Below are 25,898 nucleotides of genomic sequence, written 5' to 3' on the forward strand. Positions count from 1 at the left end.
TTTATCTTTTTATTTTGTAACAAATTTAGTGAAAATTTGTTACAAAATTTATTTATGTATTTTTTGGATTAATAAATACTTCATTTAATTTTATTTACGTGTTTTTAATTTAAACTTCTTCAGATTTACCTTTACTTTTTGTGATATCTAATGCTTTTGCTAAGGATTCAAATTCTGGATAATCTTCTCGTTTCTCATTTATTAAATTTCTAAAATTATCTTTATCAGTTTTACTTGCTTGAGCATAAAGAGTTTTAATGTATTCTGAATTTGATGCCAGAAGTTGGACAAATTCAGAATTTGAAAGAAACTCATTTTTAATTACTAATCGAAAAATATCATTTTGTTTATCTAAAAGATTATATTTTATAAAGTATGGTAATAGAATATTAGCATCTTCAACCTCTAAATCAATTTTTGCTGTCAAAATTTTATCTAATATATTTTTAAAAGTGTTTACAACAGATATTTTAGAATTATTAGAATCATATATAGATAAGATGATCCACCTTTGTTTCTCAATTGCAGTTCCAGATTTTAATGTTTCAATTAATTTGTCTTCAAATACATCTAGTGATTCTTGGGTTAGATTCTCTAATTTAATATGTTTAAAATACTTAAAATGAACATTTGTTCCATTACCAAAAACAGTCTCATAACTCTCCTTATCTAAACTTTTAAATTCATTATTAAAAACTTCCAAGAAATCTTTTGAAATTCTTAATTCCGGATTTTTAAGACAATCGTCAATAAATTCATCATTTAATTTATTGACATCAAATTTATCTTTATCTACTTCCCATTTATTAAATTCTTTAAGTAGAGAATAATCTTCAATATTAAGGTTACTTTTAATTTCTGAATATTTTTCAATTAGAGAAATAATATTAGCCACCTTATGCAAATCTGACTTTTTAAACATTAACAAGATAATTTGTTTAAAAAATGGAGAAGTTTTAAAATGATTAGATGATAGGAGTAAATCTCCATAAGAGGTATAATTTAAAATAGTATTTCCAACTGCATTAGCAATATTCTCATCTTCTGTATTAAGTATATTATTAAAATGATTTGCATAAGAGGAATTAAAGCTATTCCCATTAGCAATTCTCATCGCAATTAAATCATTTATTATAGGCAATTTTGATGATGAATTATTTACATATAAAGTATAAATTTTATCATCTGTTACAATATTTTTTAAACTACCACTTTTTTGAGATATTTCTTTTAATCTTATTACGATTTCATTAGCAGACTCTATATTATTTTGATCAATAAAGGTGTTTAACTTAGATTTTAACAATCCTTTTAATTTAATAAAATCAAACTCTTTTGGTAAGTTCTTAGAGTTCTTAAAATTTAGTATTTCTTCAATTTTTAAAGAACTTAAATATTCATCAAGTGATTTATAATCAGTAGATAATTTGTATTTTTTGAAGTCAGCAGCACTATATTCAATTAGTTTAATGTAATTTTTTTCTGATACATTTCTTTTTATTAGGAGATTCAATATTTTTTCTTCTTCTAATTCTATTATTAAATCATCAATTAAGTCAATATAATGCTCAATATTTGAATCATCAATTAAATTGTAGAATTTATCTAATAGGCTTTTCAAATATTTATTATCAGGGATTTTTTTAATTAATGCAATTTGCCATTTATCAATTTGTAATTTACTTACATCACTATCTAATTGTAAAACTCTATTATAGAATAATTCCCAAACTTGATTTATATGCTGTGATGAAACTTTTACTTCTTCACTTATAGCCTCCAAAGTAATAATTGGATTTTCAAAAACCTCAATTTCCGCTATTGAAGAAACGAATATTGAATCAATAAAGTCTGATTTACAAATAGAATTAAATTGCTCAATATTGTTTTTTATTAGAGATTCTTTTAATTCTTGTCTGTAAATCAATTCTAAAGCATTTTCTACATCAATATGATATATTATTGCTGTCAATTGTTTTGCATATTCTGTATCATTGCTATAAAACGAAGTTAAACCTCCTAAAATTTCTTTAAAATCAGTAACCGCTTTTAATGGATCTTTAAGAATTTCATCTTTTTTAAGTACAAAAATTGCGATGTATCTTTCTTTGAATTTATTATCTAGTAGTTTTATTGTAAGAATTTCATTGATAAAGGATATAATTTCTCTAGGAGTTATTCTTCTGCTTAAGAATTCGTAAACCTGTACCACTAATCTGTATTCCTCTTCATCATAATTTTTGAATGCCTTTTTCCATTGTTCTTCAAAAAACTTTTTCCAATCAGACATAATTGGTAAAGTAATTCTGAAGACTATATCAAATGTTTTATTTATATAATCATCTCCAAATTTATTATCAGAGCCATTAAGATCTTTAAATGCATTTTGTACATGTTCTCTATCAAAAGGAATTATAACTTTAATATTGGAATAATTTTTCTCTGCGAAGAAAATATGTATAGATGACCAAATACTTAAAATGTGTTTTTTTGGCAATCGATCAAAATTGTCAAATACAATTACAATGGGCTTATTTAAGTCATCATTAATCTCCTCCATCCAATTCTGAAAATCCCTAACAGATGGTTGATCCTCTGAAATTGTTTCAATTTTAGTTTCTTCTTTTTGTTTATTAGTATAGACTTGAAATGTTTCTTCAGCTGATAATTTAAAAGATTTCCAAAAGCCACTCTTTTTAAACCAATAATTTACTAAATTCCAAATGTAAATTCCTATGACTATAAAAATAGGAAACGTAACTAAAACTAATTTCCAAAACCAACTTTCAATTTCAAAGAAGTCTTTTAGCGAATCTTTAAATACATTAACTGTGGGGATATAAACAATAGATAATAAACTAAAAATAAAGCCCACACTTAAGTAGGGTTGATTTATTGTTGTTGTTTCTTTAGATTTCGCTAGAAGTAATTTTAGCTTTGCTTCCCACGATTTTTTATTACCATTTTTTAATAAGCCTTTTTCATTTTTTATACACTCAGTTAATTCAACAAGTATAGCTTTTCTTTGTTCATCTTCTTGATGCCCCCATACGTCGTAGACAAAAAACTTATGAGTGCTATTTAACTTCTTTTCTATTAATCTAACTAAATTACTTTTACCAGAACCCCATTCACCATCAATACCAATGATTTTGAAATCAGGATCTTTAATAATTTTCTCAGAAATTACTGAAGCAATCTTTTCCTGTGATTTGTTTTCGAAAAGATCTTCACCTAAAGGTTGATTTTTAATAAATGAATAATTTATGTTTTCGTCAGTTTTATTCATAATTCATAGTATTTCCTTAAGTTTATAGCAGTTTAGCTTTTTTTATCCCTCCAACGTTGCCAAGCGACTTAACAACAACGATTGAAGTTGAGTGAGTTTTTGGTTTTCTAGAGTTTTTATAGCTTTTTCTTCAATTAAATATGAAAACTTTTCAAGATTAATAATCTCTTTATCTTGAGGTAATATCAAGTTTAGTTCCTCAATAATTCGTTTGCTTAAATTTGCTTGTGCTCCACCATTTGCAAGTGTAACAATATGATTTTGCTGATTTAATAAAGCATAATATAAAAATGACATTTTATTCTTATCGCTACTTATCATAGCACAACAAGCTTGATTAGTAGTTACTTCCTTTTTTAAATATGCTAATTGACCAGCTGTTGCTCCATACATTGCCATTAAAACTGAATCACACGGAATTAACTTAGTAGAACTATTTTGAAATCCTTCTTTAGAAATGTATTCTTCTGAATCAAATACTACATTATTGGATATTTCTCCAGTTTTTAACCAAGGAATATCTCTTGAACTCCAATAATCTAAATTATCTCTACTAGGAGTAGCTCCGTTTTTCATTTCATCACAAAAGTCTTTAACTTTTATAACCTCCCAACCCTCAGGAATTTCCTTTTCTAATTCTTCATTGAAAACCATTGCACCGCCAGAAGATTTATAAGGTTTACCTTCTTCGTTCGGAAACTCAAAATCTACAAACCATTGTTTGTATAAGGTTTGAGCAGTAGTTTCTAACTTTTCGCAGATTTGTTCGTTGATTTTTATTTTGTTTGCTACCGCTTGGTATTGGGCTACAATTTCGCGTTGTTTTTCGATGGATGGAACAGGTAATTCAACATTACACATATCTACCCAATCAAAAGATTCTCTTGTGCTTCCATGCGAATGATAGCGTGCATAACGATCAAACTCAGGACGTGTAAACCACATCATTAAATAATCAGGAAGTAATTGATTTTTATCAATAATTTTAAAAGTTGTATATGCTTGGGAAACTAAAGCTTTATCGTAAGATTTTAATAATGCAACTCCAATTTTATCTCCTCTTCTAGATGTGTCAGGAATATAAGTAAATTCATTTCTTGATAAAATTTTATACTTACTCATATCTGTTCCAACTGTATTTGCAATAGATGGAATAAATACTTTTTGGACAGATACACCTAGTAATGGTAAATCAAGTAATTCTTTATTTCTATCATCAACTACTTGAATAAATTCACCCAACTTTTTATAACTCATAGCCCAACGATTTAAATACGTCTGCTACTTCTTGTTTCAAGGTTTCTTCTTGCTGAAACAATTCTTTCAATTCGGTTTGCAAAGTTTGCATTTGGGTATCGTAATCTATATTTTCGTCTCGGTTGAAAAACTCAATGTACTTACTTGGTACCAACGAATAATCTTTTTTACGGATTTCTTCTAAAGTTGCAGAGTAACAATATTCTGGTTCGTTTGTGTAAGTGGTTTCTACATCTTTTTGTTGCCAATTGTGGTAGGTTGCTGCAATTTGCTCAATATCTTGTTCAGCAAACTGAATGAATTTCTTTTCAAACGGTTCACCTTTTTGGCGTAAATCCATAAACAACACTTCACCTTCGCGGTTACGATAATTTTTCACACCATCATTAACTTCCACAGTGCGTTCTGTTTTATTACGGTTCAAAATCCAAAGTGTCACCGAAATATCTGTCGAATAAAACATTGCTCTTGGCAAAATCACAATCGCCTCTACCAAGTCGTTTTCTATAATTTGTTTACGGATTTTGTACTCTTCTCCACCACCCGAAAGCGCTCCATTGGCTAAGATAAAACCAGCTACGCCGTTTTGCGAAAGTTTCGAAATCATGTTCAAAATCCACGCATAATTGGCATTGGATTTTGGAGGGACTTCGTAACCTGTCCAACGTGGATCGTCCGTTAATTCGTTTTCAGCTCTCCAATCTTTTAAGTTAAAAGGAGGATTCGCCATGATGTAATCCGCTTTCAATGCTGCGTGCTGATCGTCACCAAACGTATCGGCGGCTTTGTTTCCTAAATTGGCAGAAATCCCACGAATGGCTAAGTTCATTTTAGCCAGTTTAAACGTGGTATTTGTTAATTCTTGTCCGTAAATCGAAATGTCTTTTTTGTTTCCTTGGTGTTTCTCAATAAACTTCAAGGACTGCACAAACATACCACCCGAACCACAAGAAGGGTCATAGATTTTTCCTTTGTAGGGTTCAATCATTTCGGTAATCAAGTTTACAATCGACTTTGGGGTATAGAATTCTCCTTTCCCTTTTCCTTCGGCAATAGCAAATTTGCTCAAGAAATATTCGTACACACGTCCTACAATATCTTGTGCTTCATCACGAAGCGTATCGATGTTGTTGATGGTATCCAATAAAGCTGAAAACTTAGATTGATCTAATCCCAATCGAGAGAAATAATTATCAGGTAATGCACCTTCTAAGGATTTATTGGTACGTTCTATGGTTTTAAGCGCAGTATCTACTTTTAAGGTAATATCTTCTTGTTTAGCGTTTTCAATAATGTAATCCCAACGCGATTCCTCTGGTAAATAGAATACATTTTCTGCCTGATAAAATTCTGGTATTTCCAAGAAGGCTTCTTTACCTTCTGCAATCAATTCTTCTCTCCGTTTAATGAATTTATCACTTGCAAATTTCAAGAAGATTAAACTCAATACCACGTGTTTATATTCTGACGGTTCGATCGAACCACGTAGTTTATTTGCTGCATCCCATAGGATTTCTTCTGTACTTTTGATTTGTACTTTTTTGGCCATAGTTACAATTATGTTTGATGTAAATATATGAAATGTTAAAATGTAAAAGAAACGAAAATAAATGAAAAAGCGATGAGGAAACCCGTAAATACCGTTATTTAATTTCGTTTATTACGTAACTCTTGTTTTCAAAGAAAAGACTTCATAGCGACATATTAAGTCGTTGTGACAACAAAGTAAAATAAAGCTTGGGAAAAGAAAAAACTGATTCTTACTTATAATGAACTTTTGCTCTAAACTATATTTCTAAAATCACCTCCTCAATCCTCTTCTTTTCTCAGGCTCGTTCTGTTCCGTTTGATTATCCGTTTTTAACGAAGTATCTTTTATTAACGAATTTCTGTTTTGTTTGTTACCAAAACTTAATAGTGTAAAAAGCTGGGTAACATTATCTGGATCTTTAAAGATTTCGTTGAATGCAGAGAAAGGAATATTGTTGTCTTTTGATACTTTTTCACTTATTTTACTTAAGCTATCTATCAATTGCTTTTTGTCATCTACCTTTAAATAAGGTTGTTTTAGTCTTTCAAATTTGATTGCTTTCTCCAAAGTATTCATTACCGAATCTAGATATTTTTTCTTTTCAACAGCAAAAACACTTTCATTAGTAAGCAGAGTGGTGTTTTTGCTTTTGTAAAACTGTACTTCTTTTTTTAAACTTTCCTTTTTTGTCAATATTTCAGCAATCTGTTTCGTTTTGGTTTCTAAATCGGTTTTGTTTTTTAATAGTTGAGCTTTCTGAACTTTAAATATTTTCTCCATATTCATCAGTGTTTTCTCGGTTTTCATTCTTTGAAATCCTAAAAAGTCCGGCTCTTTAATAATCAATTCCTCAAATTTATTCGAACTTAATTCCTTTTTTATTTCCTTCTTGTGTTCTTCCAGAATTTTCAGATATTCTTCCTCTTTCTTGATTTTGAATTGTATGGTTTCTAATCTTGCTTTTGAACCCGAAATTCCTCTTTCCATTCCCAAACATTCCGCCGTTATATCCTGCATTTTGGAATAATGAAAAGATTGATGTTTTAATGTTTTTCCCGTTTCCAAATCCTGCCAATCTGCTACTAAATGAGCGTGATAGTTTGGTTTCCATTCGTTGGTATCTTTATCATAATGCCCTTCGTCTTTGTGAATGGCAATCTGAAAAACTCTTATTTTCAATTCTTCTTCCAGTTGTTTTGAAAGATTGTGCAAATCTTGCATCGTGGTATTTTCTTTGATTACCACTACAGCCTCACGAACAGGCATCGCATTTTTCTGCAACTTTCGCCCTGATTTTTCTTTGCAATAAGTTTCGATTTTTTGAATTAAACAGAAGCTATTCTTTTGGGTACAAATTGTTCGCCATACACGAGACATTGTTTATTTATTCGTTTCATCCCCCATATTTATCAATTAAGGTATCATAAGTATCCATAAGAGCCATTTCATCCCCCTTTAAGTTCCGGTACAATATATGGTCAGATATATAACAAAAAACGATTAAAATAACGCAAATTTGAAAGTGAGTAAATTTTTTAAGCCTTAAAAAAAATCCCTACTTTCCAGCAGGGATTTTGTTGGCTTATGGAATTGTGAATTATTTCACTTCTTCGAAATCCACATCTTCTACATCATCTGATGAATCATTTGAATCAGCGTTTGGTTGAGCCGTAGCTTCAGTACTTGGCTGAGCTCCTGATTCATTCATCGCTGCATAAAGCTCTTGAGAAGCAGCAGTCCAAGCTTCAGTATGTTTTTCTAAAGCTTCATCAATTTTTGCTACATCTTTTTCTTCATGGGCTTTTTTAAGTTCTTCTAAAGTATCTTCGATGCTCTTTTTCTTATCCTCACTGATTTTATCACCGTATTCTTTCAACTGCTTTTCAGTTTGAAAAATGGTACTATCTGCAGCATTCAATTTGTCAATTTTTTCTTTAGCTTCTTTATCTTTAGTCGCATTTTCTTCTGCCTCTTTCTTCATTTTTTCAATTTCAGCTTCGGTCAATCCAGATGAAGATTCGATTTTAATTGACTGTTCTTTCCCCGTTCCTTTATCTTTGGCTGAAACTTGCATGATTCCGTTTGCATCAATATCAAAAGTTACTTCAATTTGCGGAACGCCTCTTGGTGCTGGTGGAATATCTACTAAGTCAAATCTTCCAATTTCTTTATTATCAGCAAACAAAGATCTTTCTCCTTGCCCTACCCGAATCGTCACAGCGGGTTGATTGTCTACTGCTGTAGAGAATGTTTCAGATTTTTTGGTCGGAATTGTTGTATTAGCTTCAATTAGTTTTGTAAACACGCCCCCCATGGTTTCAATCCCTAAAGAAAGTGGCGTTACATCTAATAGTAAAACGTCTTTCACGTCTCCTGTTAAAACGCCACCTTGAATTGCAGCTCCTATGGCTACAACTTCATCTGGATTCACTCCTTTAGATGGTTTTTTTCCAAAGAATTTTTCTACTTCTTCTTGAATTTTTGGAATACGAGTTGACCCTCCTACTAGAATCACTTCATCAATGTCTGAGGCTGATAAACCTGCATCACTCAATGCTTTTTTACAAGGTTCCATCGAGCGTCTTACTAAATCTTCAGTCATCGACTCAAATTTCGCACGAGATAAAGTCTGCACCAAGTGTTTTGGCCCAGTGTTAGTCGCTGTAATATACGGTAAATTAATCTCCGTTTGATTAGATGAAGATAATTCAATTTTTGCTTTCTCCGCAGCTTCTTTCAGGCGCTGAAGTGCAATTGGATCTTTACTTAAGTCTACATCTTCTGCTGATTTAAATTCTGTGATTAACCAATCAATAATGGCATCATCAAAATCATCTCCTCCTAAATGAGTGTCTCCATTGGTAGACAGCACCTCAAAAACGCCATCACCTAATTCTAAGATAGAAATATCAAACGTACCTCCACCAAGGTCGTAAACGGCCACCTTCTCATCACTCTCTTTTTTATCTAGACCATAAGCTAGAGCCGCAGCCGTTGGCTCATTGATAATTCTTTCCACTTTTAGCCCAGCAATTTCACCAGCATCTTTGGTCGCTTGGCGTTGTTCATCATTAAAGTAGGCTGGAACTGTAATCACCGCACGGCTTACCTCTTGCCCCAAGTAATCTTCTGCCGTTTTCTTCATTTTCTGAAGAATCATGGCTGAAATTTCTTGTGGTGTGTAATCTCTGTCATCAATTTTCACTCGAGGCGAATCATTAGCTCCTTTAATTAGCTTATATGGAACTTTTGATGCTTCTTTTTCATCATACTTATCTCCTATAAATCTTTTGATGGAGAAGATTGTTTTCTCTGGGTTGGTAACCGCCTGTCTTTTAGCTGGGTCTCCTACTTTTCGTTCACCATTTTCTACAAAAGCCACAACAGATGGTGTAGTTCTCTTCCCTTCAGCATTTGGTATCACGCTTGGGTCATTTCCTTCCATCACAGCTACACAAGAATTAGTCGTACCTAAATCAATGCCTATTATTTTACTCATAATTTCTATTTTTTTATTATTCTAAAATTTGTTTTTAATTTGCTTTTACTAAGACAAACAATATACCATCGCAAAAATTTATTTTATTTCATGTATTTTTTTATAAATTGCTGACATTTTGTCTTATTTAACTTTAATTTTACGCCATTAAGTTCATTTTAAATGCAAAAAAGACATCCTATATCACATAGTTTTATTCGCCAAGCTTTTATTTTAGGCGCCATTCTCTTTTTGGGGTATTTTATTTTCAAATATTTCACACCTTATCTCTCAGGTATTTTTGGAGCAATCATCATGTTTGTCATCACAAAAGATTGGATGAGGATATTAACCAACAATGGCTGGAAACGCTGGATATCGGCAACTTTATTGATCCTATTTTCTATTTTTATTATTATTTTACCTTTAGCTGGTTTAGCATTTATGCTGGGGACGCGTGTTCAAGATTTTATCAACAATTCAGAGAAATACATTTTTTTAATTGAATCTAATATTGCTTCGCTAGAAGATTATTTGGAAATTGATTTAACGACCGAAATTGGAAACCCAAGGGAGCTTCTCACCTCTTCTATTCAATCTTGGACCGAGGGGACTTTAGATATTTTCATCAGCCTTGGTATTTTATATTTTGTTTTGTACTATTTACTCATCAATTATGATATTTTAAATAGTAAAATCAACGAATACATCCCTATTTCGGATGAAAATTTTAATCGCATCAGCGTTGATACTTATGATATCGTAAAATCCAATGCTATTGCAATTCCTTTAGTTGCCCTTTTGCAGGGTTTGGTTGCACTCATCGGTTATTTTATATTTGATGCTCCCAATCCGTTATTTTGGTTTGCCCTGACAACCATTGGGTCCATGATTCCTTTTGTAGGAACTGCCATTGGCATGATTCCTTTGATACTAATTATGTACACACAGGGGCAAACGTTTGACGCAATAGCACTTGCGATTTATGGAATGGCTATTGTAGGCTCTACCGATAATGTTTTCAGGATTATTGTTCAGAAAAAATTAGCTGAAATCCACCCGCTCATCACTTTATTTGGTGTTATCATCGGAATTCCCATGTTTGGATTTTTAGGATTGGTCTTCGGGCCACTTTTAGTCAGTCTTTTCCTGCTATTACTAAAGATTTACAAAGAGGAATATTACCCTAAACAAAGCTTATTTCATAACAAAAAAGATTTACCTAAAACAGTTCAGTTTAAAGAATAATTTATGGACATTCAATTCAACAAAAGAGAGGATTCAAATAAATTGGCGTATAGTGCCATTTACAAAAAAATCAAAGAAATCAAAAAAGGTGGCGGTGAAAAGAGAATAGCCAAGCATAAAGCAAAAGGGAAAATGACTGCTCGTGAGAGAATTGATTATCTATTAGATAAAGAGAGCCAAAGCATAGAAATCGGCTCTTTTGCTGGATATGAAATGTACAAAGAACACGGTGGTTGCCCAGCTGGTGGCGTAGTTGTGAAAATTGGGTATATATCTGGTAAACAATGCATTGTAATTGCTAATGATGCCACTGTAAAAGCTGGAGCTTGGTTTCCGATTACAGGAAAGAAAAATTTGAGAGCACAAGAAATAGCTATGGAAAACCACTTGCCAATAATCTACTTAGTAGATTCAGCAGGTGTTTATCTTCCACTACAAGATGAAATTTTCCCTGACAAAGAACATTTCGGGCGAATTTTCAGAAATAATGCCCAAATGAGTGCTAAAGGCATTACGCAAATAGCTGCCATCATGGGAAGCTGCGTTGCTGGTGGTGCTTATTTACCAATTATGAGCGATGAAGCTCTCATTGTGAAAGAAACTGGTACGATTTTCCTAGCAGGGCCGTATTTGGTAAAAGCTGCTATTGGCGAAAATATTGATGCCCAAACACTTGGTGGAGCCACTACTCAATCTGATATTTCTGGCGTCACAGATTACAAAGCCGAAAACGACCAAGATGCTTTGGATAAAATTAAATCCATTGTGAGCAAAATTGGCGAAAATAAAAAAGCTGGGTTCAATAGAATTCAGGCTCAAAATCCTATGCGTAATCCAGAAGACATTTACGGGATTTTGCCCGAAAGCCGTGCCGAACAATATGATATGCATGAATTGATTGATACTTTGATTGATAGAAACTCCTTTGATGAATACAAAAAAGATTACGGAAAAACCATCATTTGCGGGTATGCCCGTATTGAAGGCTGGGCAGTTGGCATCGTTGCCAACCAGCGAAAAATCGTGAAATCAGCTCAAGGTGAGATGCAGTTTGGAGGTGTTATTTATTCAGATTCAGCAGATAAAGCCACAAGATTTATTGCGAATTGCAATCAAAAGAAAATTCCATTGGTTTTCTTGACAGATGTTACGGGATTCATGGTGGGTTCTAAATCAGAACACGGAGGAATCATCAAAGACGGAGCAAAAATGGTGAATGCTGTGGCAAATTCGGTAGTGCCAAAATTTTCTGTAATTGTGGGGAATTCCTATGGTGCAGGAAATTATGCCATGTGCGGAAAAGCCTATGACCCTCGGTTGATTTTTGCTTGGCCTTCGGCTAAAATTGCCGTAATGGGTGGCGAGCAAGCTGCAAAAGTTTTATTACAAATTGAAGAATCTTCTGCCAAAGAGGAATTATCTCAAGAACAAAAAGAAGAATTACTTAATCGTATCAAAACCAAATACGATAATGCTACAACGCCTGAATACGCTGCTGCAAGACTTTGGGTAGATGAAATCATCAACCCGACAGATACCAGAAAATGGATTTCTATGGGGATTGAGGCTGCCAATAACGCTCCTATTACAGAAAAATTCAATTTGGGCGTGATTCAAGTTTGATGAGATTGATGAAGTTAACGAGCGTTAAAAAAATTAATTTTAAAAGATTTTTTTAAGGCTTAAAAAAAATTTATTTAAGTTTGTGAAAATTTAATTGTTTGAGGAGCAGGTATCAGCTTTTTATTTCTTTTTTACTCACGGGAATCATTGCTTTGATTTATCTCGTGGAGGCTGGTGCTACGTTCAATCACTATTATTCGCATGAGCATGGGCACGCTGAAACCTGTATAGACCATAGCGACTGTGTAAAAGATTGTGCTCATTTCGCTAAAAAAGCAGAAAAAACATGTCACGGGCATTTTTTTAATTTCATGCCGCAAGTTTCTGTTCAGAAAATATTTTTTAAGGCTTCTATTTTTTTAGAAACCCCTTATTCTGAAATGATTTTTTCACTCGTGAAGCAATATAGCAGTAGCTATAAACATTTATTCACTTCTCGTCCTCCGCCCTTTTTAGTTTAATTTTTTAGCTTTTTGATGGCGAATGTTTGCAACTTCCTGCAAACTTGTTTTACTATTTGAATTTAAGAGAAATATATGCATAGAAAAAGTATGCTATCATTTGTTTGTTTATGGGCGGTTTTTGCCGTAAATGCTCAAGAAGATAGCACTTCAATCCAATTAGAAAAGATTGAAATCAAAGGAGTTTCTGCACAAGAATCTGTTTACAAAAAAGAGAAAATTGATGTGCTACAGCGTGAAATCAGTGCTGGAAATGATTTGGCAAAGCAAATCGAAGTTTTACCAGGCGTGAACGTGAGAAAATCGGGAACCAATATCACAAAACCTGTGATAGACGGGCTTTCCAGTAGCCGATTGATTTATATGATGAATGGTGTTCGGCTTGAAAATCAAGATTGGGCTGATGCTCATTCACCCGAAATTGATGCTGATTTGGCGGGAAATTTATCAATAATACGTGGTGCTGAAACGGTGAAATATGGTGCAAATGCTTTGGGTGGCGTTGTGTTTGCGGAGCAAGAAAAAATCCCGAATGACACGCTTCTCAACGGAAAAGCGGGGATGAATTATAGATCTAATACCCGAGGTTGGGGCGGATTTATCAGGCTCCAGCAGAAGCTAAAAGCTATTCCTAACTTGAAATGGAAATTGGCTACCAACGTGATTCAAAACGGTGATTACCAAACGGCTGAATATAACGTAACTAACTCAGGAACAAGACTTAACAGTTTGCATGGAGAGCTTTTGTATGAAGGAAAAAAATTGAATGCCGAAGTTTTTTACAATGATTATTCTGCCAAGCAGGGTAACTACTTTGGTGCTTTGACGGGGAATATTGAGGAATTTGAGGAACGAATAAAAAACGGAAGACCTTTGGCTGTTTTCCCGTATGAATTTGCTATCAATTATCCTTTGCAGGAGACAAGGCATCAAATTGCTTCGGGTAAAATCCAATGGAAGTTTAATCGCCGATGGAAATGGAATTTGGGCTATAATTATCAGCAAAATCACAGAAGAGAATATGATTTAAGACGAGCGAACAGCAATTCTGTTCCTGTGCAAGATATGATTTTAACGACTCAAAACTGGAACTCAAGTCTTCAATTCAATCATTATAGATTTAATTCCACATTGGGTTTCCAGATCAGAGATAAAGAGAATTTGAATCAGCCTGGGACGGGTGTTACTCCTGCGTTGCCTAATTATATCTTCAAGGAAGCTTCTGTTTTCACTTATCATGACATTAAACTTAGCCCCTTTAAATTCAATGTTGGGCTAAGGTATGATAAGGCAAAAATGAATGCTCTAGGCATTGATTTCTTGGGGAATAGCTATGGTGATAAAAAGGATTATTCTGCTTTTTCATCTCAGTTGGCTGTAGATTTAGATGTGGATGAATGGCATTTTAATTCATCAGTAAGTTATGGTTGGCGGATTCCTGAATCGTATGAATTATTTGCCAATGGGAAAGAACATGGAATTCCTATCTTCTACGTAGGTGATAAGGATTTGAGGCCCGAAAAAGCCACCAAATGGGTGAATCATATTCATTATCACAATTCATGGTTTGATACGCAAATTTCTGGATTTGTGCATTGGTTTGAGGATTATATTTACGGTGTACCGACGCATCAGTATAAGCAATTATTTGCTGGTCCAGCGGCAATTTTTCAGTTCAAGCAACAAGCGGCTTTGATTTATGGTTTGGATTTGATTCAAGATTGGAATGTTACAGAAAATTTTCAAATCAAAAATCAAATTTCTTGGATTGAAGGGAAAGAAATTCATTCCAAAAATTATTTACCAAATATTTCTCCGCTGAAGGTTCAAAATCAAATCAGATTTCAAGCCAAAGATTGGGGTAAATTTAATACGAATACGATTCAAATCAGTCATTTATGGAAGGCTAAAAAAACTAATTACAACCCTGATTATGAGTTGTCTAATCAAACTCCTGATGCTTATCATTTGTTTGATTTTGCTTTGCACACCAATTACAAGATTAACGAAAAATTCAATACAGATATAACTTTTGGGGCAGAGAATATATTCAACCTGCTTTATAAAGATTACTTGAATCTTCACCGCTATTTTGTGCATGATAACGGGAGAAACATTTTTATCAACTTAAAATTTAATTTTTAAAAATTTAATGACTAAATATTTTTTTATTATGAAAACAAATAATTTATTAAAAACCTTAATGTTTGCCATAATGGCTTTGATTTTTGTGGGCATCACTTCTTGTAATGATGATGACCCTGTGAAACCAACAAATGAAACGGAGGACAAAGGGCATGAAGATTGGACCAAAGTTACATTTACATTCCGTTTAGGGCATTTGCACGGGAGCAATTTTCATGGAAACCCTATCAACAAGGACGCTAAATATTTCAGAAATCTGCAAGAAGTTACTTTTGAATATGATAGTAAAGGAAATTTACAAACTCCAACTGATCCTGTAAGATTAATAAAAGATGAATATTATGCATTGGAAATCACTTATTATAATAAAAAAGGAGAAAGAATGAACAGCACCTTCACTACACCTGAAATGGCTCCGATTCATCAACATTTCTTTTTGACTAAAGATGCTAAGGATTTAAATTCAGATAAACCTTTTGGAAATGCAGGTAATATCATTACAGAATATACTTACCGCGATACAGACCCAGAAGATAAAATGTATACTAGATATGATGAAACTGTGAAATTACGTGGGAAAAAAGATCCAATTGGTTTGAAAGGATACTTCAAAGTAAGTGAGAAGTATGCTAAATTTAATTTAAACGTTATTTTAGTGCACATCGGCAAAGGAACTAAATTAGATAAAAATGGGAATCCATATCCTTATAACGAACCTAATTTAATCTTTTTATCTTCACAGGATTTGAATGTAAAAATACCTATTCGTGTTTATGCTGAGCGCCCTGAGGATTATAGTGATAAATTCTTTGAAGATGCTGCCAATGAATTTAATATTACTGTAGAAGAAGCAATAGCTGATTATAAATTATTATACGACGCTGATTTTGAAAGCGGAAAATACTGGATGTAATTCTATAAATTTTAACTTTCCAGTTAATTTTAGAAAATCGCCTTTCTTTTTTTAGGATGGCGATTTTTTTTTAAGCCTTAAAAAATTTTTACGTAAATAGAATAGAAAAGGTAGCCGTTTCAGTTGTGAGACAGCTGCTTTTTTTTATCAAAAATTATGATTCTTCTCAAAAGTAGACTTATAAAATTCAAAAAAACTTTTAGAAAAAAACTATATTTGTAAAACATCTAAGCCGTGAAAGATTTTACCAAATACATCAGCCAAATCAAAAACAAAGAGTTCGCACCTATCTATTTTCTATATGGGGACGAAACCTTTTTCATTGATGAAATCACTGCAGCGCTGCAAGAAAACGTCTTGACTGAAGAAGAAAAAGCCTTCAATCAACATATCTTTTACGCCAATGAAATAGATGCTGAGGACGTTATACTACAAGCTCGCCAATACCCGATGATGGCAGAACGCCAGCTCATCATCGTGAAAGAAGCTCAAGCCTACGATAAGCAATTGAACGCCTTTGAAGCTTATTTCAAAAGTCCAGTGCCGTCCACCATTTTGGTCATTAATTATAAATACAAAAAACCTGACGGGCGCACCGCTTATGCTAAGGCGGTAAAAGCCAACGGGCTCTTGCTGGAATCTAATAAATTGTATGAGAATCAAATCCCTGAATGGATTTATAACTTACTGAAACAAAGGAAATTAAAAGCTCAACCCAATGTCATACAACTTCTGGCAGAATCCATCGGTGATGATTTATCTCGCATTTCTAATGAGGTGAAGAAATTAGCTATGGTTTTGAATCCTGGCGAAGAATTAACGCCTGAATTGGTAGAGAAACACATCGGCATCAGCAAAGATTACAATATTTTTGAGCTGACCAAAGCCATCGGTGTCAAAAACAAAAAGAAGGCATACCTCATTGCACATCATTTTACCCAAAACCCCAAAGACCACAATTTTGTATTTTATTTAGGCTTAATTTTTTCTTTTTTTCACAAACTGATGCTTTACCACGCCTTGCCCGATAAGTCACGGACAAGCGTAGCCAAAATTCTGGGTGTTTCACCTTTCTTTGTGAAAGAATATGAAATAGCCGCACAAAATTACCCGCTCAAGAAAGTCACGGCTATTATTTCACTTTTACGCGATACTGACATGAAGTCCAAAGGCTTAGGCGTAGGCTCAAACACGACAGAAAAAGATTTGTACAACGAACTTTTATTTAAAATCCTTCATTAAAGAAATGAAAAAAAATTTTTTAAGCCTTATAAAATTTTTAATACTTCCCATTGCTTTTGCACAAAATTATCCACAAAATTACTTTCGCTATCCACTAGAAATAGACCAAATTTTAGCAGGAAGTTTTGCAGAATTACGTGGATTTCATTTCCATTCGGGTATAGACATCAAAACACAGCAGCGAGAAGGGCAAAAAGTTTTTGCGGTGGCAGAAGGCTATATTTCTAGAATCAGCGTTTCACCATCGGGCTACGGAAATGCTTTGTACATCACACACCCCAACGGCTATACATCAGTATATGCGCATTTACAAAAATTCCAAGATGAAATCGGAAAATATGTAACGGCTCAGCAAAATCAGCAGAAATCCTTTGAAATCAATATCTTCCCTCCAGCAGAGGCGTTGCCAGTAAATAAAGGCGAATTCATTGCACTCACAGGAAATTCTGGGAGTTCTGGCGGGCCACATTTGCATTTTGAAATTCGAGATACCAAAACGGAAGAAACCATCAATCCTTTTTTGTTTGGATTGACGACACCAGATCACAAAAATCCTTTGCTGAACGGAATGTATATTTACGCCATTACTGGTGATGTGGAAGGCAAAAAAAGATATGACCTTACTGGCGCAAAAGATTTTAAATCCCCTGTACTGGCGTCTGGCACCATTGGGGTTGGCGTCAAAGCTTATGACAAGATGGATTTTGCAGAGAATTTAGATGGGATTTATAGTATTGAAATGTGGGTAAATAATCAGAAATATTTTACCTACGAGGTTGACCGATTTAGCTTTTCGCAAACTCGAATGATTAACTGCCAAACTGACTATGAGCAGTATATGAACAACAAAAGTTTTATCTATAAACTTTTCCTAGAAGAAGGAAATTCGCTTACAATGGTCAAAAAAGCTGAAAATAACGGCTATATTAATTTAATTCCCAATCAGGATTACCAAATCAAAGTCGTGCTAAAAGATTTTGCTGGCAATCAAACGAAAGGGAGCTTTACCGTGCGAGGCAAAGAAAACAGCCAACCGCAAATTCTAAATAAAAATGGGAAATTTCTCAAATGGAACGAAGAAAATCATTACGATGATGAGAATGTTTCTTTGTATTTTCCTGCTAAAAGTTTTTACCAAGATTTGTATCTAAAAGTGGATAAAATTGGTGAAAATTATTTCATCCAAAACGACCGAGTTCCTCTTCATAAATTCTATACTTTAGCTATAAAACCTAAAAATTTATCGCCAGCTCAGCTACAAAATGCTGTGATTGCGGTAACTTATAACTATGGTAACAAAAAAGTAAAAGATTATTTTGAAACAACTTACCAAGATGGGAAACTCATTGCACAGGTAAGAGATTTTGGGCAATTTACCATTGAATTTGATAGAGAAAAACCCATAATTTCCCCCATCAATATCTCTCCCAATACTTCTTTTATTAAAGGTAATAAATTAAAATTCAAGGTAAAAGATTCTTCGTCAGGTATAAAATCCTACAATGCTTTCGCTAATAATGAATGGGTGATTTTACGTTATGATAAAAAGAATCACCTTATGTGGATAGACCGAGAAGATATTCCCTTCACTGGGAAAGCAGAGTTGAGCATTCAAATTCAAGATTTGGGAGGTAATTTAGCTAAAAAAAATTATAGCATTAATTTAAAATAAAATGCAAAAATTCATTTTTTGTTTTTTCTTTCTTATCAGTATCAGCACTTTTTCTCAAGAAGAAATAGATTTAAATGAAGTTGTTTTTCAGGCCACAGAAGAAGAAAAAATCTATCAGGAAGAAATCAACGCCAGAGTAGCTCGCCAAGCACCTACGCTAACGGGGAGCATTACCGATGTCTTGAAAACTTTGCCTTATGTAAGCGTGAATACTGAGCTCAGCTCGCAGTACATGGTACGCGGCGGGAATTATGATGAAAATTTGATTTACATCAATGGCGTTGAAATCTTTAAACCCCAATTAGTACGTTCTGGGCAACAAGAAGGCTTAAGTTTGATTCATCCAAAAATGGTAGCACTGATTAACTTCATGCCTGGCGGCTGGGAAGCACAGTGGGGAGATAAATTGAGTAGCGTTTTAGATGTAATTTATAAAAATCCTAATCAAAAATTTGCAGAAATTTCAGGTGGACTTTTGGGCGGCGACATAACGGCAGGGCTGCCATTCAAGGGAGGTTCGCTTTTGGTAAGCGGACGCTACTTGAACAGGAATTTAATTCTAAACACTTTAGATGAGAATACTGATTTTAATCCTTTAGCCTATGATTTTCAAGCCTTATTAAATTATAAAATTTCTAAAAGGCTTAAAATTTTTTGGTTGGGAAATTATAATTTTAATGAATTTCAATCCATTCCAAAATCTCGCCAAACCCAATTTGGGACTTTGCAGCACCCAATCAATGTCTATACCTACTACCAAGGGCGAGAGCAAGAGCAATTCAAAAGCAAATTCAGTCATTTAAATTTAAACTTTCAGCTCACTCCCCGTTGGGATCTAAATTTAGGCTTGACTATGACTCATACCCAAGAAAAAGAATATTATGATGTGTTGTCTGCCTATTACATTCGCACAACGGATGAAGAGAGTAACGCAACGGCTACGCGCGATATTGGCGGACAAATTGACTACGGGCGCAATGATTTAGATGCTTTCATCTTTGGGATTCAACACAAGGGTAATTTTGAAATCAATAAAAATCAAAAATTAACTTGGGGGTTTGAAATTCAAAAAGAGGATTTAAAAGATCGCCTCAATGAATGGCAAATGATAGACTCCGCAGGCTATAGCCTAAAGGGCTTTGAAGATTATAGCTCTTTTCAAATTCAAGCCCAAAATCCTCATTTAGAAGTAAATTACGCTATGCAGGGGACAAATCAAATTCAATCAATACGCTACACAAGTTTTTTGCAATACAATACTAAATTCTTTTGGCATAATGCTAAAGTCCTTCTTAATGCTGGTGTGAGGACTGGATATTGGGACTTCAATCAAGAAACAAATATCAGCCCAAGGTTTCAAATGGCCATCAAACCCGATTGGGTAACGAGTCAGCTTTTCCGCCTAGCGGTAGGCAAATATGTGCAGCCAGCATTCTACAAAGAAATGAGAAAATTAGATGGAAGTTTAAATTCAAAAATTAAAGCTCAAAAATCTTATCATTTCTTGGCCGGGCATGATTTTGAATTCTTTATAGGAGACCGCCCTTTTAAACTCTCTACTGATTTGTATTACAAGAAATTACAAGACTTAGTTCCTTATTATCTAGACAACGTGCGCATCAGGTACACTGGTGAGAACGAAAGCAAGGGCTTCGCCTATGGTGTCGATACCCGTCTTTACGGCGAGTTGATTCCTGGAGCAGATTCGTGGCTCAGCTTGTCTTATGGCCGAACCCGAGAAAAATGGAATCAACAAACTTGGATTGACCGCCCCACCGACCCTAGGTTTAAGATTTCCCTATTCTTCCAAGACTCGATGCCATTATTCCCTAGTTTTAAGGTAAATATGAATTTAATCTATGCCACAGGATTACCCAATGGTGCTCCGCCTCTCACAAATCCTTATGATTTTCAGCGTCGCCTGCCCGACTATAAACGGGTAGATGTGGGGTTAAAGAAGATTATTATTCAAAATAGAAAAAAGAATCATAAATTAGTAAAACAAATGGAAGTTGGGGTGGATGTTTTTAATATTTTTAATATTCAAAATGTAATATCTAACCAGTGGCTAAGAGATGTACAATCTAGGAATATTTATGGCGTTCCTCATCGGTTAACGGGTAGATTTTTTAATGCTAACTTCTATATTAAATTTTAAGCATGGATTTGAAAGAACAACTGAAAAAAGCTTTTCCTGAGCATGAATTTGAAGCCAATGAAGCAGATGATTCAGAAAATGATGGCTTATGGATACCTGATGAGGTAGTCGAATGCCATTACGAAAAAAGAAATGGCAAACCACACACCATCATCAAAGGCTATACTGGGCATCAAGATGATTTCAAGCAATTGGCAAAAGAAATCAAAAAAATGCTGGGCGTTGGTGGCTCTTTTAAAAATGAAGAAATTATCATTCAAGGTGATTTGCGAAAAAAAATCATGGATTATTTGAAAAAACAAGGAATGAAAGTAAAAAGAGTAGGCGGATGAAAATACAAAGTTCAGAATTACCATTGAATGCCGATGGCAGCGTTTATCATCTAAACTTACTGCCACAAGACATCGGCGAAACCATTTTTTTGGTCGGTGACCCAGGGCGAGTACCGCTCGTGAGCCAATTTTTTGATGAAATTTTAGTTACCAAACAAAAACGGGAATTTATAACCCATACTGGTTGGCTGCAAAACAAGAAAGTTAGCGTTTTAAGTACGGGCATCGGTACCGATAATATTGATATAGTCCTCAATGAATTGGATGCCTTGGTGAATATCGATTTAAAAGAAAGAAGTATAAAAAAAGAAACCAAATCGCTAAAGTTGATACGCTTAGGTACTTCTGGCTCATTAAATCCAGAAATAAAGGTTGGTGATTTTATATTAAGCCAAAGTGGAATCGGTTTTGACGGGATGATGAATTTTTACCCGCAACATCAAGACTCAGCTATAAAAGAAAAAATTTCTAAAGGCTTAGAAAATCCAGTCATTCTGAATTTAATGTATGCCGCCGATGCAGACAATGCTTTATTACAGCATTTTAAATCTGTGGGGAGAGTCGGGGTAACAGGCTCTCTATCAGGATTCTATGGCCCACAAGGTCGACAAGTGCGGTTGAAATGCGTTGAGGGTGATTTCTTAGCAGATTTAAATAAAGTTGGCATTGATAATTTTGAAATGGAAACCTCTGCCATTTATGCTCTTTCAAAACTCTTGGGGCATCAGGCACTCTCTATCAACTGCATCATAGCCAACCGAACGACTGGTAAATTCCTAGAGAACTATCAACCCAAAGTGAAAGAAATGATTCAAAAAAGTCTTTATTTATTGCAAAATTTTTAAAGGCTTAGAAAAAAAATCATCAATTCTGCAATTTACTACCGTAAGATAAATCTCCAGCGTCTCCCAGCCCAGGAACGATGTAATTCCTATCATTAAGTCGCGGGTCGATGCTGCCACACCACAAGTGAGCATTCGGGAAATGCTTAGAAAACTTTGCAACCCCTTGCTCTGAAGCTATAGCGCAAACAACATGCAACACGCTCGGCTGGCCGTAGGCTAAAATCTCCTCTAGTGCTTTGACCAGCGAAGAGCTAGTTGCCAGCATCGGGTCTGCCAAAATCAACGGGCGGCCATTGATATCAGGACAAGTTACATAATCTTGCTGAACGCTGATGTCTTCTCCATTCTCTTTGCGGTAAGCGGCTATAAATCCAGCATCAGCTTTGTCAAAATAATTCATCACTCCGTTGAATAAAGGGACTCCAGCCCTCAAAATTGTCATAACAATGGGTTGCGTTTCTAGCGCATAAGAATCTTTCTGTGCTAAAGGCGTCTGAATTTGAATCGTTTTATATTCTAATTTTTTGCTGATTTCATAGGCTGCAATTTCACCAATTCGTTCTAGATTTCGCCGAAAAGTCATACGATGATTTTGTGAATGAACGTTACTGATTTCATTCATCCACTCTGTTACTAGTGAATTTTGCTCTGAAATTAAATGTATATTGCTCATGTTTTTTTTGGTTTAAAAAATGTACTCATCTATTTTATAATCGATTAACCCCCATTCTTTAGATTTTTTCAAGGCTTGCAAAGTCGTATCAAACAGAAGGACTCTTTGTTTTTCTACACACATTTCGCTTAGTAATTTTTGTGTTTTTACGGCATTTTTTTTCGATTTATTTCGTAAAAAAACAGCAATAATTCTCCCTGGAAAATCCAAAGAAATTTTTTTGTAAATATACGGGTCTCGCTGTGTATTGTCCCCAATTAGAATATAATTTTGGTTCGGAAAAGCTTCCAGCAGTGATTTTATGCGGTCATATTTGCCTTGATGCCCTGTCTTCCCTGTTTGGAAGAAATCTTTGAGCTTTTTTAAATCATTCAGCAAAAAAATCCCTTCAGGCAACTGATGTTTTTTGAAAATAGTATTCAAGTAATCATACAAATTCCATTCGCTGCTGCTTACATAGAAAAAAGAATTGCTTTCCTCGCCAGGAACTTCTGTTTCTGCCAATTTCCTGTACCATTCTACCGTGTGGTCAAAAAGCTTTCGCTCCTCAGGATTTTTACTTATCATTTCATACAACCGACGAAAAATGCTTGCACTATAAGACTTTAATACCGTATCATCAATATCAGAAATAATTCCATGAGAAGTTTTATAAGGCTTAAAAAATTTCCCCTCACTGTGGGTAATTTCATTTCCGTCGTTGTCTATAGCCTTTACTTGACACGAATGCCAACCATGGGGAATCGAATTTGCAGGTTTACATTCAAACATGAAGTAACCGTTTTCATCACTTTTAGAATCTATAATTTGATTAAAAAAATGAATTTTTAATTTCACTTCTGTCAATGGCTTTACTCGAAATAAAGTCAAAAGAGATTTGATATTTGACCCCAACCAAGAATCTTTCACATCAAAATGAATCGGTTCATGCTGAAAGACATGCCCATTGATGATTAATTTTTCTTCACCGCAAAAGCTGTGATAAACTTTAATAAACATTTATTTTGATAAATATTGATTACTTAATTACATTTGGAGAAATCTAATTTCTGTTATGGACAGTCGAAAAATTTTATTTGTACTGAATCCGGCTTCCGGCCCTAAAGATAAAGATTATAAAGAGGAAATTGAAGCTTATTTCTCACAATTTCCAGAAATTTCTGTCGCTTACCACACGCCCAACTGGTCTGCCAACGCTTCAATAGAACTCCAAAAAGAAATCAAGCAAAATCACTACGATACCGTAGTAGCTTCTGGCGGAGATGGTACGGTGCGTTTCGTTGCAGAAATTTTGTATGGCAGCTCTACACACATGGGTATTTTGCCTACGGGTTCAGCAAATGGCTTGGCTAAAAATTTAGAATTAGATAAAGGTATTTTCCACGCTTTGGAGACGATAAAGGAAAACCAAACACACCGTGTTTCTTCTTTGACAGTCAATGGCGCTTTCTGCATACATTTGGCAGATATTGGCTTGAATGCCTCAATTGTGCGGCGATTTGAGAAACAAAAACGCCGTGGTTTCTTAGGTTACTTAAAAGCTTTCGTGAGTGTATCATTCAATCAAACAGCCTCTAAAGCAGTAGTTTACATAGATAATGAAGAGTACCAAATGAAATTTTATATGTTGGTATTTTGCAACGCGACGGGCTATGGCACTGGTCTTGCTATCAACCCCAACGGGAAATTGGATGACAATCAATTTGAATTGGTGCAAGTCGAGAAATTTTCTCTGATGGAAGCCCTGCGTCTATACCTCGGTAAAGATAAGCCCAGCCCCGAAATCGTCCGCATTGTGCCTTGCCGTAATCTGATGGTAAAAACGAAAAAACCTGTGCACCTACAAGTGGATGGCGAATACCAAGGTAAAACAAAAACTATCAAGGTTTTATTCAATGATAAATTCATCAAAATGATTGTTCCTAAATCTTTTATTCAAAATTAAAATGAAAATTTATTTAGTCACTGGCGGAGCTGGATTTATTGGCTCACATTTGGTCGAGAATTTAATTCAAAAACATCAAGTTATTGTGGTAGATAATTTTGATGATTTTTATGATTATTCCATTAAATTAAAAAATTTACAGGCCGCAACGGGAGTTTCAGCTGAAATCAAAGGAGATAAATGGAAGGATATTGAATGCTTTGCTCAGAAAGATATTCCAAACTTTAAACTCTACACGGCCAATATCGTTGACAGAGATTCTATTTTTAAAATTTTTGAAAATCATCACATAGATGCGGTAATTCATTTAGCCGCTTTAGCTGGCGTTCGTCCATCAATTCAGCAGCCTTTACGCTACGAAGAAGTTAATGTAAAGGGAAGTCTAAATATTTTTGAAGCCTTAAAAAATTTTAAGGTTAAAAAATTATTATTTGCTTCTTCCTCCTCAGTTTATGGCAATAATGCTAAAACTCCCTTTGCAGAAAGCGACCCAGTAGATTTTTCTATTTCGCCCTATGCTGCGACCAAGAAGTCAGGAGAAATTCTAGCCCATGTTTATCATCATTTACATGAAATAGACATGCTATTATTGCGCTTTTTCACCGTCTACGGACCCCGCCAACGCCCAGATTTAGCAATTCATAAATTTACTAATTTGATTGAAAATGGCGAGCAAATTCCATTCTATGGTGATGGTTCTACGGCTAGAGATTACACGTATATTGATGACATTATTCAAGGAATTTTAAAAGCTTTGGATTATATAGAGAAAAACGAAAACGTGTACGAAACGCTGAATTTAGGTGAAAACCAAGTGGTGAAATTAAGCGAAATGCTAGCTAGCATTGAAGCAACTTTGGGCAAAAAAGCGCTGCTGAATCATCTGCCAATGCAACCTGGTGATGTGAATTTAACCAATGCTGACATCAGAAAAGCTAAAAAACTAATCGGCTATGCTCCAACTACAGATTTCTCTACTGGAATTCAAAAATTTGTAGATTGGTACAGAAAAAACAATATTTTTTTTAAGCCTTAAAAAATAAAGTTCTGTTTTTCTTAAAATTTTTTAAGGCTTAAAATTTTTTT

Annotated in this window: 19 protein-coding genes; 12 read left to right on the forward strand and 7 right to left on the reverse strand. The window is 34.3% G+C overall.

Features of this window, described 5'->3' with window-relative positions; translation table 11 throughout:
- Positions 1-109: 109 nt before the first annotated feature.
- The 5 genes from QOX03_RS07030 to dnaK all read right to left on the reverse strand — a co-directional run bounded on the left by QOX03_RS07030 (position 110) and on the right by dnaK (position 9,576).
- Positions 110-3,289, reverse strand: a complete 3,180-nt coding sequence (locus QOX03_RS07030; RefSeq protein ID WP_283670573.1) for a P-loop NTPase fold protein — start codon at positions 3,287-3,289, stop codon at positions 110-112.
- 42 nt (positions 3,290-3,331) lie between these two features.
- On the reverse strand, positions 3,332-4,546 hold the full coding sequence (locus QOX03_RS07035) for a restriction endonuclease subunit S (protein ID WP_283670574.1): 1,215 nt from the start codon (positions 4,544-4,546) through the stop codon (positions 3,332-3,334).
- A complete protein-coding gene (locus tag QOX03_RS07040) occupies positions 4,536-6,095 on the reverse strand; it encodes a type I restriction-modification system subunit M (protein WP_283670575.1) in 1,560 nt (519 codons plus the stop codon). The genes QOX03_RS07035 and QOX03_RS07040 overlap by 11 nt, the downstream gene beginning before the upstream one ends.
- Positions 6,096-6,347: 252 nt before the next feature.
- On the reverse strand, positions 6,348-7,454 hold the full coding sequence (locus tag QOX03_RS07045) for a hypothetical protein (RefSeq protein WP_283670576.1): 1,107 nt from the start codon (positions 7,452-7,454) through the stop codon (positions 6,348-6,350).
- Between the two features lie 220 nt (positions 7,455-7,674).
- Complete coding sequence (gene dnaK / locus QOX03_RS07050) at positions 7,675-9,576, reverse strand: molecular chaperone DnaK (protein WP_283670577.1); 1,902 nt, start codon at positions 9,574-9,576, stop codon at positions 7,675-7,677.
- 162 nt (positions 9,577-9,738) lie between these two features.
- Between dnaK and QOX03_RS07055 the strand changes: the two genes are divergently transcribed.
- From QOX03_RS07055 to QOX03_RS07100, 10 genes are all read left to right on the forward strand, one after another.
- Complete coding sequence (locus tag QOX03_RS07055; protein ID WP_283670578.1) at positions 9,739-10,803, forward strand: AI-2E family transporter; 1,065 nt, start codon at positions 9,739-9,741, stop codon at positions 10,801-10,803.
- A gap of 3 nt (positions 10,804-10,806) precedes the next feature.
- Complete coding sequence (locus QOX03_RS07060) at positions 10,807-12,426, forward strand: acyl-CoA carboxylase subunit beta (protein WP_283670579.1); 1,620 nt, start codon at positions 10,807-10,809, stop codon at positions 12,424-12,426.
- Between the two features lie 98 nt (positions 12,427-12,524).
- On the forward strand, positions 12,525-12,887 hold the full coding sequence (locus QOX03_RS07065; protein ID WP_283670580.1) for a hypothetical protein: 363 nt from the start codon (positions 12,525-12,527) through the stop codon (positions 12,885-12,887).
- Positions 12,888-12,962: 75 nt separating this feature from the next.
- Positions 12,963-15,032, forward strand: coding sequence for a TonB-dependent receptor (locus tag QOX03_RS07070; protein ID WP_283670581.1), 2,070 nt, complete (start codon positions 12,963-12,965; stop codon positions 15,030-15,032).
- A gap of 28 nt (positions 15,033-15,060) precedes the next feature.
- Entirely contained in the window at positions 15,061-15,945 is an 885-nt protein-coding gene (locus tag QOX03_RS07075) for a hypothetical protein (protein ID WP_283670582.1), read from the forward strand.
- Between the two features lie 234 nt (positions 15,946-16,179).
- Positions 16,180-17,187 (forward strand): DNA polymerase III subunit delta, encoded by a 1,008-nt coding sequence (holA, locus tag QOX03_RS07080; protein ID WP_283670583.1) that lies wholly within the window; start codon positions 16,180-16,182, stop codon positions 17,185-17,187.
- 4 nt (positions 17,188-17,191) lie between these two features.
- Positions 17,192-18,859 carry a M23 family metallopeptidase gene (locus tag QOX03_RS07085; protein ID WP_283670584.1) on the forward strand — a complete coding sequence of 556 codons (1,668 nt, stop codon included), beginning with the start codon at positions 17,192-17,194 and terminating at the stop codon, positions 18,857-18,859.
- 1 nt (position 18,860) lies between these two features.
- Positions 18,861-21,017 carry a TonB-dependent receptor plug domain-containing protein gene (locus QOX03_RS07090; protein WP_283670585.1) on the forward strand — a complete coding sequence of 719 codons (2,157 nt, stop codon included), beginning with the start codon at positions 18,861-18,863 and terminating at the stop codon, positions 21,015-21,017.
- A gap of 2 nt (positions 21,018-21,019) precedes the next feature.
- Entirely contained in the window at positions 21,020-21,349 is a 330-nt protein-coding gene (locus tag QOX03_RS07095) for a translation initiation factor (RefSeq protein ID WP_119057966.1), read from the forward strand.
- Positions 21,346-22,194 carry a nucleoside phosphorylase gene (locus QOX03_RS07100; protein ID WP_283670586.1) on the forward strand — a complete coding sequence of 283 codons (849 nt, stop codon included), beginning with the start codon at positions 21,346-21,348 and terminating at the stop codon, positions 22,192-22,194. Before QOX03_RS07095 ends, QOX03_RS07100 begins: the two co-directional genes overlap by 4 nt.
- A 19-nt stretch (positions 22,195-22,213) precedes the next feature.
- Here QOX03_RS07100 and upp read toward each other — a convergent pair whose 3' ends face one another.
- Together upp and QOX03_RS07110 are read right to left on the reverse strand one after the other, a co-directional pair.
- Entirely contained in the window at positions 22,214-22,867 is a 654-nt protein-coding gene (gene upp, locus QOX03_RS07105; protein WP_283670587.1) for a uracil phosphoribosyltransferase, read from the reverse strand.
- 12 nt (positions 22,868-22,879) lie between these two features.
- Positions 22,880-23,866, reverse strand: a complete 987-nt coding sequence (locus QOX03_RS07110) for a phosphatase domain-containing protein (protein ID WP_283670588.1) — start codon at positions 23,864-23,866, stop codon at positions 22,880-22,882.
- Between the two features lie 55 nt (positions 23,867-23,921).
- Between QOX03_RS07110 and QOX03_RS07115 the strand changes: the two genes are divergently transcribed.
- Both QOX03_RS07115 and QOX03_RS07120 read left to right on the forward strand, forming a co-directional pair.
- A complete protein-coding gene (locus QOX03_RS07115) occupies positions 23,922-24,812 on the forward strand; it encodes a diacylglycerol/lipid kinase family protein (protein ID WP_283670589.1) in 891 nt (296 codons plus the stop codon).
- Between the two features lies 1 nt (position 24,813).
- Positions 24,814-25,848, forward strand: a complete 1,035-nt coding sequence (locus QOX03_RS07120) for a GDP-mannose 4,6-dehydratase (protein WP_283670590.1) — start codon at positions 24,814-24,816, stop codon at positions 25,846-25,848.
- Positions 25,849-25,898: the final 50 nt, after the last annotated feature.

Source organism: Candidatus Ornithobacterium hominis (genome assembly GCF_951229915.1).
GTDB classification, from domain to species: Bacteria; Bacteroidota; Bacteroidia; order Flavobacteriales; family Weeksellaceae; genus Ornithobacterium; species Ornithobacterium hominis.

Bases quoted from the DNA above. Each gene is read 5' to 3' on its own strand.
- QOX03_RS07030 (WP_283670573.1), bottom strand. From the start codon at position 3,289: ATGAATAAAACTGACGAAAACATAAATTATTCATTTATTAAAAATCAA.
- QOX03_RS07035 (WP_283670574.1), bottom strand. From the start codon at position 4,546: ATGAGTTATAAAAAGTTGGGTGAATTTATTCAAGTAGTTGATGATAGA.
- QOX03_RS07040 (WP_283670575.1), bottom strand. From the start codon at position 6,095: ATGGCCAAAAAAGTACAAATCAAAAGTACAGAAGAAATCCTATGGGAT.
- QOX03_RS07045 (WP_283670576.1), bottom strand. From the start codon at position 7,454: ATGTCTCGTGTATGGCGAACAATTTGTACCCAAAAGAATAGCTTCTGT.
- dnaK (WP_283670577.1), bottom strand. From the start codon at position 9,576: ATGAGTAAAATAATAGGCATTGATTTAGGTACGACTAATTCTTGTGTA.
- QOX03_RS07055 (WP_283670578.1), top strand. From the start codon at position 9,739: ATGCAAAAAAGACATCCTATATCACATAGTTTTATTCGCCAAGCTTTT.
- QOX03_RS07060 (WP_283670579.1), top strand. From the start codon at position 10,807: ATGGACATTCAATTCAACAAAAGAGAGGATTCAAATAAATTGGCGTAT.
- QOX03_RS07070 (WP_283670581.1), top strand. From the start codon at position 12,963: ATGCATAGAAAAAGTATGCTATCATTTGTTTGTTTATGGGCGGTTTTT.
- QOX03_RS07075 (WP_283670582.1), top strand. From the start codon at position 15,061: ATGAAAACAAATAATTTATTAAAAACCTTAATGTTTGCCATAATGGCT.
- QOX03_RS07085 (WP_283670584.1), top strand. From the start codon at position 17,192: ATGAAAAAAAATTTTTTAAGCCTTATAAAATTTTTAATACTTCCCATT.
- QOX03_RS07090 (WP_283670585.1), top strand. From the start codon at position 18,861: ATGCAAAAATTCATTTTTTGTTTTTTCTTTCTTATCAGTATCAGCACT.
- QOX03_RS07095 (WP_119057966.1), top strand. From the start codon at position 21,020: ATGGATTTGAAAGAACAACTGAAAAAAGCTTTTCCTGAGCATGAATTT.
- QOX03_RS07100 (WP_283670586.1), top strand. From the start codon at position 21,346: ATGAAAATACAAAGTTCAGAATTACCATTGAATGCCGATGGCAGCGTT.
- upp (WP_283670587.1), bottom strand. From the start codon at position 22,867: ATGAGCAATATACATTTAATTTCAGAGCAAAATTCACTAGTAACAGAG.
- QOX03_RS07110 (WP_283670588.1), bottom strand. From the start codon at position 23,866: ATGTTTATTAAAGTTTATCACAGCTTTTGCGGTGAAGAAAAATTAATC.
- QOX03_RS07115 (WP_283670589.1), top strand. From the start codon at position 23,922: ATGGACAGTCGAAAAATTTTATTTGTACTGAATCCGGCTTCCGGCCCT.
- QOX03_RS07120 (WP_283670590.1), top strand. From the start codon at position 24,814: ATGAAAATTTATTTAGTCACTGGCGGAGCTGGATTTATTGGCTCACAT.